The organism is Pseudomonas sp. GM74, assembly GCF_000282455.1.
In the GTDB taxonomy this organism is placed as follows: Bacteria; Pseudomonadota; Gammaproteobacteria; order Pseudomonadales; family Pseudomonadaceae; genus Aquipseudomonas.
This window is the reverse complement of the sequence record NZ_AKJG01000071.1, coordinates 12,879-25,951: the sequence shown is the minus strand read 5'-3', so window position 1 is coordinate 25,951 and position 13,073 is coordinate 12,879. Positions and strand designations below refer to the sequence as shown.

The following is a 13,073-nucleotide window of genomic DNA, read 5'->3' as shown; positions in this document are numbered from 1 at the left end:
TAACTTTTACTCCTGGGATCTGACAGTGGTCACTTGCATGCAGGGTGTTGAAGGGGGTCTGCATGGGCGACGGACACTGTCCGGCGTGTGTTTTGTATGAACCAAGCGTTTGGCCCCTTTCTGTCGAAGGGATGTATACAAAAACGCTTGTCGGCAGCGGCGGCGAAGATAACCAGCTTGACTTGTAAATGCAAATTATTATCATGTGCATTCTATTTCAAAATCAGAACGAGCGTGCATGAAGCACTTCTGGGGTTGTCTGGGGTTATCGATTGCGCTGCATTTGAGCGCCGGATGGCTCGTTCGCGAGATTCAGGCCGCGCCCGAACTGCTGGCCTTTCAGCCGCCGATGGCGATTCAATTGGTGACGCTGGCGCCGATTGCCGTGCCCGCACCTGCCCCGCCGCAGCCCGTGCGTGCGCCTGCCCCAATGCCGGCACCAGCACTTGCGCCTGCACCTGCACCTGCGAAGCAACCTGAAACGGCGAAAGCCGACACCGCACCGCCTGCACCGGTCAAGCCGCTGCCGGTCAGCACCCAGCCGTCCAAGGTCAAGGCGCCAGGCAAGCCACAGCCGCCTGCCAGACCTCGTGGCGAAACCAAACCGGAACCCCGTCGTGCCGAACCCGTTGAGCTTCCGGCCACCATGGCGCAGACCCCGACTCGACCGACACCGGCAGCGACGCCCGCCGCCGCGCCCGCACAGAACGCCAACCCGACCCTCCCCGTCGCTGCCGCTCCGGCGCCCATGCTCACCCCGGTGGTCAGCCTGCGCCCGTCCTTCGTCACCCCTCCCCCGGCGCCCCGTTATCCCAACACTGCCCGCCGTCGCAACCAGCAGGGTGTGGTGCGGATCGAGGTGCGCCTCGATGAGCGCGGCCAGCAACTCAAGCTGACGCTGGTGCGTTCCTCGGGGGTAGAAAGCCTTGACCAGGCCGCTCTCGAAGCAGTGACCACCTGGCGTTTCCGTCCCGAAATTGTCGACGGCCGGGCTGTGCCCAGCCGTGTAGAGATACCAATAGAATTCGCCCTCACGGCGAACCGTTGATCCTGAAGGAGCATCACATGACCGCAAATACTTCCGCCCTGCCAGTCGCCCCGGCCCTGTACCAGACCTGGCAACAACTGCGCGCCGAACAACCCGGCCTGCGCGCCCGCGATGCCGCGGCCAAACTGGGTGTCAGCGAAGCTGAACTGACCGCCAGCCGCCTGGGCACCGACACCGTGCGCCTGCGCCCGGAATGGAAGGAACTGCTGCCGGCACTGGGCGAACTGGGCACCATCATGGCCCTGACCCGCAACGAGCATTGCGTGCACGAGCGCAAAGGCGTGTACAGCGAAGTGACCGTGATGGGCAGCGGCCAGATGGGTATGGTGCTTTCGCCGGACATTGACCTGCGCCTGTTCCTCAGCGGCTGGGCCAGCGTGTTCGCCGTCGATGAAAGCACCCCGCGCGGCCCGCAGCGCAGCCTCCAGGTGTTCGACCGCCAGGGTCTGGCCGTGCACAAGGTCTACCTGACCGCCACCAGCTTCGATGCCGCCTGGGCACCGCTGGTCGAGCGTTTCCGTGCCGAACAACAGACGGCCGAACTCGACCTGCAACCGCTGCCACAAGCCAAGGCGCCACGCGCCGACAGCGAAGTGGACGTCGACACCCTGCGCAGTGAGTGGTCGCAGCTCAAGGACACCCACGACTTCTTCATGCTGCTCAAGCGCAACGACGTGGCGCGCACCCAGGCCCTGCGTCTGGCCGGTCACGAGTGGGCCGAACCGCTGGCCACCGTCGAACTGACCCACATCATCGAAGAAGCCGGCAAGCGTGAAGTGCCGATCATGGTTTTCGTGGGCAACAAGCATTGCATCCAGATCCACTCAGGCCCCGTCAGCAACCTGCGCTGGATGGACACCTGGTTCAACGTGCTCGACCCGATGTTCAACCTGCACCTGAAGACGACCGGCGTGACCGAGTTGTGGCGTGTGCGCAAGCCGAGCGTCGATGGCATCATCACCAGCTACGAAGGTTTCGATGCCGAAGGCGAACTGGTCATCCAGTTGTTCGGTGTGCGCAAGCCGGGCATTCCTGAGCGTGACGACTGGCGTGCCCTGGCTGAAACCGCCACCCCTCTGATCGGCTAAGGAAGAGTCCCGATGCGTATCAAAACACTGCTGGCCTGTGCCGGCGTGCTCGTCAGCCAGATGGCCGTCGCCGACGCCCTGCCCCAACGCTGGGTCAGCGCCGGCGGCGCATTCAGCGAATGGGTGGTCACCCTGGGCGGCGAAAGCAAGCTGGTGGGTGTCGACAGTACCAGCCAGTACCCGCCATCGCTGCACAGCCTGCCGGGCGTCGGCTACCAGCGTGCGCTGGCGGCCGAAGGCATCCTGGCCCTGAAGCCGGACATTCTGGTGGGCAGCAACGAAATGGGCCCGCCACCGGTGCTGGAGCAACTCAAGGCCGCCGGCGTGCGCATTGAATTGCTGTCGGCCAAGGCCGACGTGCCGGCCCTGCAACACAACCTCACCGAACTCGGCCAGTTGCTGGGCAAGGAAACCGAGGCCCAGGCGCTGATGGCAGGCTACCTCAAGCGTCTGCACACCCAGGCCGATCGGGTCAGGCTGGCGCAGCAACAGCAACCGGCTCCCCGGGTGCTGATGCTGCTCAGCCATTCCGGTGGCAACCTGCAAGTGGCGGGCAAGGACACCCTGGCGGCCTGGATGATCCAGCAGGCCGGCGGCATAAGCCTGGGTGAGCACAACGGCTACAAACCGGTCTCCAGCGAAGCCATGCTGAGCCTGGACCCGCAGGTGATCATCTTCGCCGGTGGAAAACTGGAAGGCGATGCGGCCCGCAAAGCCCTGCTGGAACAGAACCCGATCCTGGCGCAAACCCAGGCCGGGCGTGATGGCCGGGTGCTGGTGATCGACCCGACGCTGCTGGTCGGTGGCCTTGGCCCGCGTGTGCCGGACGCCTTGACGCGTCTGTCCACGGCGTTCTATCCGGATGTCAAGGCGCAGATAGCCGAGACCCACCCATGACGGCCATTTTCCGGCCGCGTCCGACCTTGATCTTTCTGCTGTTGTTGCTGGTGCTGGTGTTCTGGCTGTCCCTGGCCCTCGGGCCGGTGAGCCTGCCGCTGGGCGATACCTTGCTGGCCGGGATGCGCCTGCTGGGGTTACCGCTTGACGGTGGGGACACACAACAGGCGGAGCTGATCCTCGGTCAGATCCGTCTGCCGCGCAGCCTGCTCGGCATCGCCGTGGGCTCGGTACTGGCGTTGTCCGGCGTGGCGATGCAGGGGTTGTTCCGCAACCCCTTGGCGGACCCGGGCCTGGTCGGCGTCTCCGGCGGTGCCGCGCTGGGTGCCGCCCTCGCCATCGTCGGCGGCAGCCTGCTGGGTGGCGTGCCTCCGGCCATCGAACCTTATCTGCTGTCGGTCAGCGCCTTCGCCGGTGGCTTGATCGTCACGGCGGTGGTGTATCGCTTCGGTCGCCGCAACGGGCAAACCGACGTTGCCACTATGCTGTTGGCGGGTGTGGCGATGACGGCCATGGCCGGTGCCGGCGTGGGTCTGTTCACCTACCTGGCCGATGACGCGACCCTGCGCACCCTGACGTTCTGGAACCTGGGCAGCCTCAACGGCGCCAGCTATCCGCGCCTGTGGCCATTGCTGATCGTCACCCTGGGCGTGGCGCTGTGGTTGCCACGTCGTGCGGCGGCACTCAACGCCATGCTGCTGGGCGAGTCGGAGGCCCGTCACCTGGGCTTCGACATCGAGCGCATCAAGCTTGAGCTGGTGTTGTGCACGGCGCTCGGCGTCGGCGCGGCCGTCGCGGCGGCCGGCCTGATCGGCTTCATCGGCCTGGTGGTGCCGCACCTGATGCGCCTGCTGGTCGGCCCGGATCACCGGGTGTTGCTGCCCGCGTCGTTGCTGGCCGGTGCGAGCCTGCTGTTGCTGGCCGATCTGGCCGCGCGCCTGCTGTTGGCGCCGGCGGAGTTGCCGATCGGCATCGTGACCGCACTGATCGGCGCGCCGTTCTTTCTTTATTTGCTGGTACGAGGGCGTTCCTGATGCTGCGGGCAAACAACTTGCTGGTACGTCGTGGCAACCGCACGGTACTGGCGAACATCGATATCCAATTGCGCCCCGGCGAAGTACTCGGCGTGCTGGGACCGAACGGCGCCGGCAAAAGCACCCTGCTCGCCGCCTTGTGCGGCGAACTGCCAACCAGCGAAGGCAGGGTCAGCCTCGACGAGCGCCCACTCGCCGACTGGCCGGGTCAGGAGCGGGCCAAACGCCTGGCCGTGCTGCCGCAGAGTTCGAGCCTGAACTTTGCGTTCTCGGTCAATGAAGTCGTGGGCATGGGGCGCCTGCCTCACGCCAGCGGCCGAGTGCGCGATGCCGAAATCGTCGCCGAGGCGCTCAAAGCCGCCGACGCCCTTCATCTGGCCGGACGCAGCTATCTGGCCCTGTCCGGCGGTGAACGCCAGCGCGTGCATCTGGCGCGAGTGCTCGCTCAACTCTGGCCGGGGGCCGAAGGGCAAACCCTGCTGCTCGATGAACCGACGTCGATGCTCGATCCGTTGCACCAGCACACCATTTTGCAAGCCGTGCGCGACTTCGCCGAGCGCGGTGCAGCGGTGTTGGTGATCCTGCACGACCTCAATCTGGCTGCACGTTACTGCGATCAACTGCTGTTGTTGCAACAGGGCCTGCCCCACGCCTACGGTCCACCGGCACAGGTGCTGACCGCCGAGGCGCTGGCGGCGGTGTATGGCCTGGAGGTGCTGATTCACCAACACCCGGAACGCGGCCACCCGTTGATCATCGCGCGCTGATACCGTCGCCCTCCTTCATTGATCGAGGGGGCTTCTGTCTATTTAAGGAAAACCGATGCGCTTTCTGTTGCTGTGTGCGTTCAGCCTGTTGGCTGCCTGCCAAACCCATTCTGTAACGCCGCCCCCGGCGCCGATTGCCCCGCAGGGGCGCGATCACGCCGATCTCGGCGTCATCCGCGAACTGGCCAGCGGTCGCACGCTGACCCCGCAGGAATTGGTCGGGCGTCTGGCCGCCGCGCCTCGGGTTCTGGTCGGTGAACAGCACGACAACCCGGACCACCACGCCCTGCAATTGTGGTTGCTGCGCGAGCTGGCGGCACAGCGTGCCCAGGGCAGCCTGCTGATGGAGATGCTCAACCCCGATCAACAGGCCAAAGTCGATGCCGCGCAAGCCGCGACCCGCGCTGGCCAGCCGCCGGCGGATGCGTTCAAGGCGCTGGCCTGGCAGGCCAATTGGGACTGGAGCGTCTACGGTGCCCTCGTCACCTACGCGCTGCGCCAACCCTATCCACTGCTGGCAGCGAATCTGGACCGCGCGCAGATCATGCAGATCTACCGACAGCGCCCTGAGTTGAAAGGCGAAGCGTCCACCACCCGACAGGTGCAGGCGACCTTGCTGGACGACATCCGCCAATCCCATTGCGGTCTGCTGCCCGAATCACAAATGCCGGCCATGCTCGCCGTGCAGCAACAACGCGACCGGCGCATGGCCGAGCGCCTGATGGCCGCGCCGACGCCGGCGTTGCTGCTGGCCGGGGCCTTTCATGTGCGCAAGGATCTGGGGGTGCCGCTGCACTTGAAAGACCTCGGTGCCGGTGAAGGCACTGCGGTGCTGATCCTCGCCGAAGCGGGCAAGACCGTGACCGCCGAGAGCGCGGATTACGTGTGGTACACGGCTGCACAGCCGGAACAGGATCATTGCGCGAAGTTGCGTCGTTAATTGTGGCGAGGGAGCTCTCTCGCCCTGACGGCGCGACACTATGTCACGCCTCTGCGCCGGTCCAATGGTCGTATCCACCCCGCCGCTACCGGCACAGTTTGTTAAGATCCCCCCGATTTTTTCGTCTGTACAGTCACCACGCTGTCAGTTTCAGCCTGTTCAACAGGATGCTTTTTTCCATGAGTACTTTGTATACCCGCCGGACTGTCCTGCAAGGCATGGGCCTGTTGAGCCTGGGCCTGCTCGCCGGTTGCGACGACAGCAGCAAGCTGTCGTTCAACTACGGCAAAGACCTCAGCGACAAGATCATGGGGCGTAACTTCAAGCTCACGAATGCCGAGGGCGAAACCAGGATGCTGGGCAGCTATCGCGGCCTGATGCCGATGGTGTTCTTCGGTTTCACCCAGTGCCCGGCCGTGTGCCCGACCACCCTGGCCCGCGCCGCGCAGGCCAAGAAGCTGATGGGGCGCGATGGCGAAAGGCTGCAGGTGATCTTCATCACCCTGGACCCTGAACGCGACACGCCAGAGTTGCTCGACAAATACGTCAAGGCTTTCGACCCGAGTTTCGAAGCCCTGTACGGCACGCTTGAAGAAACCGCCGCCACCGCCAAGGAGTTCGGCGTGTTCTTTGAGAAGGTCCCGAGCGGCGATACCTATACCCTCTCCCATACCGCGACCAGCTATGTCTTCGACTCCCGGGGCAATCTGCGCCTGGGACTGTCCGCGTCCCTGACGGCCAAAGAGTGCGCAGAAGACCTGCTCACCGTGATGGAGGTTTGCTGAAATGAATGCCCCGCAGGCTAAAAACCGCTTCGTGCAAGGTTGCAGGCAACTGGCACTGGGCCTGTCCCTGATCGGCCTGGCCCTTCAGGTATCGGCACAAACCCGGGTCGACGACGCCTGGGTCCGCGCCACCGTGGCCGGCCAGCCGTCGAGCGGCGCCTTCATGACCGTCACCGCCAGTAGCGACAGCAAATTGCTGAGCGTGCAAACGCCGGTTGCCGGGCTGGTGCAGATTCATGAAATGAGCATGAAAGACGACGTGATGAAAATGCAGCAGGTGGACGCCGTGGCACTGCCGGCTGGTAAAGCGGTGAGCCTGGACCCCAATGGCTACCACATCATGCTCATGAACCTGACGGGCCAGATCAAGGAAGGCGACAAGGTGCCGCTGACCCTGACCGTCGAAGACGCCAAGGGCGAGAAAGAGTCGATCCAGGTTGAAGCCGTTGCCAAGGCGATTGGCACCATGGATCACGGCAACATGGCGCATGATCACAGCAAGATGAATTGATTTTCCTCGCAACAGCAAAAAGATCGCAGCCTGCGGCAGCTCCTGCAAAATCGGTGTAGGAGCTGCCGCAGGCTGCGATCTTTTTTAGATTAACGTCAACTCAAACAAGCTTGAGCACGACGTTGATGTTGTTGCGCGTGGCTTTCGAGTACGGGCAGTACTGGTGCCCGGTGTCGACGACTTTCTGCGCAGTTTCACGGTCCAGCCCCGGCAGACTGACATTGAGCCGCGCCTGCAGCAGGTAGCCGCCTTCATTGGTGCCCAAATCAACTTCGGCATCGACGGCCACATCCTTGGGCAACGCCACTTTCATTTCCCTGGCTGCCACCTGCATGGCGCCAATGAAACAGGCTGACCACCCGGCAGCGAACAGTTGCTCGGGGTTGGTACCGCCACCGCCCGCGCCTGGCGATGAAAGCTTTACATCGAGGATCCCGTCGGAACTGCGGGACGCGCCGTCACGCCCGCCGGTGGTGTGGGTTTGGGCGGTGTACAACACTTTATCGATCTGGCTCATGGTGACCTCCTGATTGAGTTGTAAGAAACCGGTTTTGCACCCCATCGGGTCGCTGGGATGGTCAATCAATATAGACGTCGCAGCCCCACACCGCGGTTAATCCGACCGGCGTCCGCTTCTTCCTTATTTACGCGCCAACTTGTACCTGACGCAGTCCTCATAAAAGCTTTGCCGCACAGCAGTCGGTTTCAATCGCGACGAACTGTCATAAGTTTGTTCTGTAATACCAAGTGCCATCATGCGCATCCATGTTTTGGCGAACTTGTAGGCCTGGATTTTCTGCCGCGCGGCGTACAGAGAAACCCCTGAAAGCTTGAGTTCCTGCGCCCTTGCAGCGGTGCCAGCACCCCAACTGCACATATATTGATCCTGGGTGGCCAGTTCTTTGGCTTGCGTCGAATTGGTGATACCCGCAACAACTAGCGGAATTAACGCGATCCATATCTTGCGCATCTTGACCTATCTAACTAGTTGAAAATGAACTAATTTTGCGGGGGATTTTTAAACTTGGGGGCCAGCATCGTGCCTTTTTTGCAAATGAGTGCAAAAAACGAGATGGCTGAGGCCATTTCTTGCGAGTTTTCAATCCTTTGCTATAGCTAAGACTCTCAATCGCCAACTAAGTGAGGCAACGGAATGTCAGTCGCAAAGAAAATGAGTGTGGGGCAACTGACTATGTTGACCGCCGTCAACATGTTGGGCTCAGGAATTATCCTGCTACCGACGAAACTCGCGGAAGTCGGTGCAATTTCGATCCTCTCCTGGCTGATAACGGCCACCGGTTCCCTCGCTCTGGCCTACGCCTTTGCGCGATGCGGGATGCTCAGCCGCAAGACCGGTGGCATGGGCGGTTACGCCGAATACACCTTCGGTAAAGCCGGTAACTACATCACCAACTACACCTATGGCCTCTCGCTGTTGATTGCCAACGTTGCGATCAGTATTACCGCGGTCGGCTATATACAGGTGTTGTTCGGGATAAAACTTGATTCGCTGCAAGTAGGCCTGGCCACTATTGCCCTGTTGTGGATCACCACCTTCGCCAACTTTGGCGGTGCCAGCATTACCGGCCGTATCGGCGCGGTGACGGTCTGGGGGGTGATTGCACCGGTGGTGCTGGTCTCCACGGTGGGCTGGTTCTGGTTCGACAGCAGTGTCTACGCCGCCGGCTGGAACCCCCACGACAAGGGCTGGTTCGAAGCAGCAGGCGCCTCGGTGGCAATTACCCTGTGGGCCTTCCTCGGTCTGGAATCGGCTTGTGCCAACACCGACGCGGTGGAAAACCCTGAGCGCAACGTACCGATTGCCGTGCTGGGCGGCACCTTGGGGGCGGCGGTGATCTACATCGTCTCCACCAACGTCATCTTCGGTATCGTCGGCAACGAAGAACTGGTTGCGTCCACCGCGCCGTTCGGCCTGGTGTTCGCCAAGATGTTCACCCCAATGGTCGGCGACATCGTGATGGCGGCCATGGTGCTCGCCTGCATCGGCTCGCTGCTGGGTTGGCAGTTCACCATCGCCCAGGTGTACAAAAGCTCGGCGGACACCGGTTACTTCCTGTCGATCTTCGCCAAGGGCAACAAAGCGGGAACGCCGATTGTCGGCATGCTGGTGCTGCTGGCGGCACAGACCGCGCTGGCCCTGCTTACCATCAGCCCGGACCTGAGCAAACAGTTCGACACCCTGGTCAACCTCGCGGTGGTCACCAACCTGGTGCCGTACATCCTGTCCATGGCCGCGCTGATGACCATGCAGAAAGTCTCCAACGTGCCGGAAGGCAAGGCACTGGCGACCAACGTCATTGCCCTGATCGCGGCGGCCTACAGCTACCTGGCGCTTTACAGTTCCGGTGAGCAGGCCCTGATGCTGGGCGGCGTGGCCACGATCGTCGGCTACACCCTGTTCGGTTTCGTCAACAACCGCCTGATCCGTCTCGAAGCGCTCAACAACAGCGTACCGACGCAAACCGTCAGCGCGCAGCACCTCACTGCCGTGCCAGTGCCGGTGAACAGTCTGAATAAAACCACTATGGAGGTTCAAGCATGACGGAATATAAACACTCGCTGGGCATGCTGGCGCTACTGGTCAGCAGTCCGCCGGACAAGCGAACGGTGTTTGGCCGCGCCCTGGATCAACTGGTCCATGACGTAGAGGGCCGTGGTGTCAGCGTACTGGCCTCGGAAAGCCTCACCGATGCCGCTTCGATCCTGCGCTCGGACCCTGCCATTCAATGCGTGCTCATCCGCTGGGAAATGGACACCAGCGAAGGCCACGCCGACTGCACCAAACTGCTGGTCAAACTGCGTGAGCGCAACACCCGCGTACCAGTGTTCCTGATCAGCGACCGTACCACCGCGTCGAGCATTCCGTTGCTGGTCATGCAACACGCCGACGACTTCATCTGGCTGCCCGAAGACACCTCCCGCTTCCTCAGCGGGCGCATCCTGGCGGCCATCGAGCGCTATCGCCAGGCCGCCCTGCCGCCGATGTTCGGCGCACTGGTGAAGTTCGCCCGCAACTATGAATACTCCTGGCACACCCCAGGCCATGCCGGCGGCACCGCGTTCCTGAAGAGCACCGCAGGCCGGGCTTTCTACGAGTTCTTCGGCGAGAACCTGCTGCGTTCCGACCTGTCGATCTCGGTCGGCGAACTGGGCTCCCTGCTCGATCACAGCGGCCCTATCGGCCAGGGCGAACGTTATGCCGCCAAGGTCTTCGGCGCCCACCGCACGTATTACGTGACCAACGGCTCGTCGATGTCCAACCGCGTCATCCTCATGGCCAGCGTCACGCGCAACCAGATCGCCCTGTGCGACCGCAATTGCCACAAGTCCGCCGAGCATGCGATGACCCTGTCCGGGGCGATTCCGACCTACCTGGTGCCGACCCGCAACCGCTACGGCATCATCGGCCCGATCCTGCCGCAGACCCTGAGCGCCGAAGGCGTGAAAGCCGCCATCGCCGACAACCCGCTGGTCAAGCAAGGCATCGACCCGACGCCGGTGCACGCCATCGTCACCAACTCCACCTACGACGGCCTGACCTACAACGTCACCCGCGTCGAAGAGCTGTTGGGCGAAAGCGTGGACCGTCTGCACTTCGACGAAGCCTGGTACGGTTATGCGCGTTTCAACCCGCTGTACAGCGGACGCCATGCCATGCACGGCAACCCCGCCGATCACGACAAGTCCAAGCCGACCGTGTTCGCCACCCAGTCGACCCACAAGTTGTTGGCCGCCCTGTCCCAGGCCTCGATGATCCACGTGCGTAACGGCCGTAACCCGATCGAACATGCGCGCTTCAACGAGTCGTACATGATGCACGCCTCGACCTCGCCGAACTACGCGATCATGGCGTCCTGCGACGTCAGCTCGGCGATGATGGAAGCACCGAGCGGACAGATCCTCACCAACGAGTCGATTGAAGAAGCCATCAGCTTCCGCCAGGTTCTCTCGCGCATGCACAACGAGATGCTGGGCAAGAACGACTGGTTCTTCACCTGCTGGCAGCCGCCGACCGTACAGGTTGGCGCAGCGACCGTGCCGTTCCATGAGGTCGACCCGGCCACGCTCAAGACCGACCCGAACTGCTGGGTCCTGCACCCTAACGCGGTATGGCACGGCTTCGGCGACATCGAAGACGGCTACTGCATGCTCGACCCGATCAAGGTCTCGGTGCTCAGCCCGGGCATGGGCGACGACGGCAGCCTGCTCGCCTCCGGCATCCCCGCTTGCGTGGTCACGGCGTACCTGGGCCGTCAGGGTATCGTGGTCGAGAAAACCACCGACTTCACCATCCTGTTCCTGTTCTCCATCGGCATTACCAAAGGCAAGTGGGGCACGCTGCTCAACGCCCTGCTCGACTTCAAGCGTGACTACGACGACAACGCCGAGCTCGAGCTGTGCCTGCCCGACCTGTACAACGCCAACCAGCAACGTTATGCCGGCATGGGCCTGAAGGATCTGGCCGACGAAATCTTCGCCGCCATGAAGAAACACAAGACCACCGCCAACATGTCCCAGGCCTTCGGCACCCTGCCAAAAGCCGAGTTCAGCCCGGTGGAGGCCTACGAAAAACTGGTGCGCAACGACATCGAGCTGGTGACGCTCAACGAAGCCGCCGGGCGTCTCGCCGCAACCGGTATCGTACCGTATCCACCAGGCATCCCGTTGCTGATGCCGGGTGAGAACGCAGGCCCTGCGGACGGTCCGTTGCTGGCGTATCTCAAGGCACTGGAAGCCTTCGACAAATCCTTCCCCGGCTTCACCCATGACACCCACGGGATTGAAGTCGAAGACGGCGTTTATCGGATGCTGGTCTTGAAGTGAGGTAAGCGAGACTTTCATTAAACGCAGTACCCATGTGGGAGCGGGCTTGCTCGCGAAGGCGTAGTGTCAGTCGGTGCAATTGCCGATTGACAGGACGCCTTCGCGAGCAAGCCCGCTCCCACATTGCATTGCATCTCCCCCCAAAATCCCTATGGGCAAACTCGATCACAGCGCTCTATGATTGATCCCCATGACCACCACCGCTGCGATTCGCTCACCCTGCCCGCCCGGCGCCTGCGACTGCGGGCGTGACCCATTGCTGGAAACACCAGGGGCGGACCTGCGCATTCTGTTTCTGACCCGCAACGAAGAAAAACGCCTGATCGAACGCCTGGAAAACCTGCAAAGCCTGAGCGATCTGGAGCACCTGCAACGGCGTATGCTCGAACAGTTGGGCATCCGCGTGGACATCGCCCCCGGCTTCAATGAGGTGCGCACCATGCGCGGCATCGGCATCCAGATCGGCGAACTGCCGGGGCTGTGCCGCAAGACCCGCGCCAACATCCCGGCCGCCATTCGCCGTGCCATGGAAAAGCGCCCGGAGATCGCCTACGAGCTGCTCAATGCCAACGACCTGTTGCGTGACGCCTGATGAAGCCCATTCTCGAATTCCCCCTCACCGACGAGATCCTCACCTCGTTCGCCCTGGCCATCGGCGCCGACCTTCAGGGCTACCGCAACCACATTTACCGGGTGCTGAATTTCCATGCGGCCCTCAGCGGTACCGAAGGCTTGCCCTCGGATGCCGTACAGATCGCAGCGGCGTTTCATGACCTGGGTATCTGGACCGATGACACCCTTGACTACCTGCCGCCGTCCATTGCACTGGCCACTGAATATCTCGACAGCCGACAACGCCCGCAACTGCAAGATGAAGTCAGTGCGTTGATACTCGAGCACCACAAGCTGCGCCGGTATCACGGCGCCTACGCCAACAGCGTCGAACCCTTCCGCCGGGCCGATCTGGTGGATGTGTCCCTGGGCCTGGTTCGCTTCGGCCTGCCCCGAAACCTCATCAAAACCGTGCAGTCGACCTTTCCCGATCACGGCTTTCACTCGATGCTGATGAAGCTTTCAGCCCGGCAATTGCTCCGCTCGCCGCTGCGGCCGCTGCCCATGTTTCGCTGGTAATCCCGGCGGATGCCTTCCTCTCTTACA

General features: G+C 62.4%; 14 protein-coding genes. 12 read left to right on the top strand and 2 right to left on the bottom strand.

Annotation, left to right across the window (positions count from 1 at the left end; genetic code table 11):
- Positions 1 to 238 precede the first annotated feature (238 nt).
- The 8 genes from PMI34_RS12665 to PMI34_RS12700 all read left to right on the top strand — a co-directional run bounded on the left by PMI34_RS12665 (position 239) and on the right by PMI34_RS12700 (position 7,070).
- Positions 239 to 1,048, top strand: a complete 810-nt coding sequence (locus PMI34_RS12665; RefSeq protein WP_008050498.1) for an energy transducer TonB — start codon at positions 239 to 241, stop codon at positions 1,046 to 1,048.
- Positions 1,049 to 1,065: 17 nt separating this feature from the next.
- A complete protein-coding gene (locus PMI34_RS12670; protein ID WP_008050497.1) occupies positions 1,066 to 2,136 on the top strand; it encodes a hemin-degrading factor in 1,071 nt (356 codons plus the stop codon).
- Positions 2,137 to 2,148: 12 nt separating this feature from the next.
- On the top strand, positions 2,149 to 3,033 hold the full coding sequence (locus PMI34_RS12675) for a heme/hemin ABC transporter substrate-binding protein (protein ID WP_008050496.1): 885 nt from the start codon (positions 2,149 to 2,151) through the stop codon (positions 3,031 to 3,033).
- A 50-nt stretch (positions 3,034 to 3,083) separates the two neighbouring features.
- The gene (locus PMI34_RS12680; RefSeq protein ID WP_162130359.1) at positions 3,084 to 4,067 is read left to right on the top strand and encodes a FecCD family ABC transporter permease; all 984 of its coding nucleotides are present in this window, start codon (positions 3,084 to 3,086) and stop codon (positions 4,065 to 4,067) included.
- Positions 4,067 to 4,834, top strand: a complete 768-nt coding sequence (locus tag PMI34_RS12685; RefSeq protein WP_008050494.1) for a heme ABC transporter ATP-binding protein — start codon at positions 4,067 to 4,069, stop codon at positions 4,832 to 4,834. The genes PMI34_RS12680 and PMI34_RS12685 overlap by 1 nt, the downstream gene beginning before the upstream one ends.
- Before the next feature lie 55 nt (positions 4,835 to 4,889).
- Entirely contained in the window at positions 4,890 to 5,774 is an 885-nt protein-coding gene (locus PMI34_RS12690; RefSeq protein WP_008050493.1) for a ChaN family lipoprotein, read from the top strand.
- Between the two features lie 179 nt (positions 5,775 to 5,953).
- Positions 5,954 to 6,559, top strand: coding sequence for an SCO family protein (locus tag PMI34_RS12695; RefSeq protein WP_008050491.1), 606 nt, complete (start codon positions 5,954 to 5,956; stop codon positions 6,557 to 6,559).
- Position 6,560: 1 nt separating this feature from the next.
- Positions 6,561 to 7,070 carry a copper chaperone PCu(A)C gene (locus PMI34_RS12700; protein ID WP_008050486.1) on the top strand — a complete coding sequence of 170 codons (510 nt, stop codon included), beginning with the start codon at positions 6,561 to 6,563 and terminating at the stop codon, positions 7,068 to 7,070.
- Positions 7,071 to 7,170: 100 nt separating this feature from the next.
- On the opposite strand, the gene PMI34_RS12705 is transcribed toward PMI34_RS12700, so the two are convergent.
- Together PMI34_RS12705 and PMI34_RS12710 are read right to left on the bottom strand one after the other, a co-directional pair.
- Positions 7,171 to 7,587: an organic hydroperoxide resistance protein gene (locus PMI34_RS12705; protein WP_008050485.1), complete on the bottom strand. Its 417-nt coding sequence runs from the start codon at positions 7,585 to 7,587 to the stop codon at positions 7,171 to 7,173.
- A gap of 123 nt (positions 7,588 to 7,710) precedes the next feature.
- Positions 7,711 to 8,040 (bottom strand): hypothetical protein, encoded by a 330-nt coding sequence (locus tag PMI34_RS12710; protein ID WP_008050484.1) that lies wholly within the window; start codon positions 8,038 to 8,040, stop codon positions 7,711 to 7,713.
- 183 nt (positions 8,041 to 8,223) lie between these two features.
- On the opposite strand from PMI34_RS12710, the gene potE reads away from it, so the two are divergent.
- From potE to PMI34_RS12730, 4 genes are all read left to right on the top strand, one after another.
- Complete coding sequence (gene potE, locus PMI34_RS12715; RefSeq protein ID WP_008050483.1) at positions 8,224 to 9,633, top strand: putrescine-ornithine antiporter; 1,410 nt, start codon at positions 8,224 to 8,226, stop codon at positions 9,631 to 9,633.
- Positions 9,630 to 11,915, top strand: a complete 2,286-nt coding sequence (locus PMI34_RS12720; RefSeq protein ID WP_008050482.1) for an Orn/Lys/Arg decarboxylase N-terminal domain-containing protein — start codon at positions 9,630 to 9,632, stop codon at positions 11,913 to 11,915. The genes potE and PMI34_RS12720 overlap by 4 nt, the downstream gene beginning before the upstream one ends.
- Positions 11,916 to 12,105: 190 nt before the next feature.
- Positions 12,106 to 12,507 (top strand): hypothetical protein, encoded by a 402-nt coding sequence (locus PMI34_RS12725; RefSeq protein ID WP_008050481.1) that lies wholly within the window; start codon positions 12,106 to 12,108, stop codon positions 12,505 to 12,507.
- A complete protein-coding gene (locus tag PMI34_RS12730) occupies positions 12,507 to 13,046 on the top strand; it encodes an HD domain-containing protein (RefSeq protein WP_008050480.1) in 540 nt (179 codons plus the stop codon). Before PMI34_RS12725 ends, PMI34_RS12730 begins: the two co-directional genes overlap by 1 nt.
- Positions 13,047 to 13,073: the final 27 nt, after the last annotated feature.

Bases quoted from the DNA above. Each gene is read 5' to 3' on its own strand.
- PMI34_RS12665 (WP_008050498.1), top strand. From the start codon at position 239: ATGAAGCACTTCTGGGGTTGTCTGGGGTTATCGATTGCGCTGCATTTG.
- PMI34_RS12670 (WP_008050497.1), top strand. From the start codon at position 1,066: ATGACCGCAAATACTTCCGCCCTGCCAGTCGCCCCGGCCCTGTACCAG.
- PMI34_RS12675 (WP_008050496.1), top strand. From the start codon at position 2,149: ATGCGTATCAAAACACTGCTGGCCTGTGCCGGCGTGCTCGTCAGCCAG.
- PMI34_RS12685 (WP_008050494.1), top strand. From the start codon at position 4,067: ATGCTGCGGGCAAACAACTTGCTGGTACGTCGTGGCAACCGCACGGTA.
- PMI34_RS12690 (WP_008050493.1), top strand. From the start codon at position 4,890: ATGCGCTTTCTGTTGCTGTGTGCGTTCAGCCTGTTGGCTGCCTGCCAA.
- PMI34_RS12695 (WP_008050491.1), top strand. From the start codon at position 5,954: ATGAGTACTTTGTATACCCGCCGGACTGTCCTGCAAGGCATGGGCCTG.
- PMI34_RS12700 (WP_008050486.1), top strand. From the start codon at position 6,561: ATGAATGCCCCGCAGGCTAAAAACCGCTTCGTGCAAGGTTGCAGGCAA.
- PMI34_RS12705 (WP_008050485.1), bottom strand. From the start codon at position 7,587: ATGAGCCAGATCGATAAAGTGTTGTACACCGCCCAAACCCACACCACC.
- PMI34_RS12710 (WP_008050484.1), bottom strand. From the start codon at position 8,040: ATGCGCAAGATATGGATCGCGTTAATTCCGCTAGTTGTTGCGGGTATC.
- potE (WP_008050483.1), top strand. From the start codon at position 8,224: ATGTCAGTCGCAAAGAAAATGAGTGTGGGGCAACTGACTATGTTGACC.
- PMI34_RS12720 (WP_008050482.1), top strand. From the start codon at position 9,630: ATGACGGAATATAAACACTCGCTGGGCATGCTGGCGCTACTGGTCAGC.
- PMI34_RS12725 (WP_008050481.1), top strand. From the start codon at position 12,106: ATGACCACCACCGCTGCGATTCGCTCACCCTGCCCGCCCGGCGCCTGC.
- PMI34_RS12730 (WP_008050480.1), top strand. From the start codon at position 12,507: ATGAAGCCCATTCTCGAATTCCCCCTCACCGACGAGATCCTCACCTCG.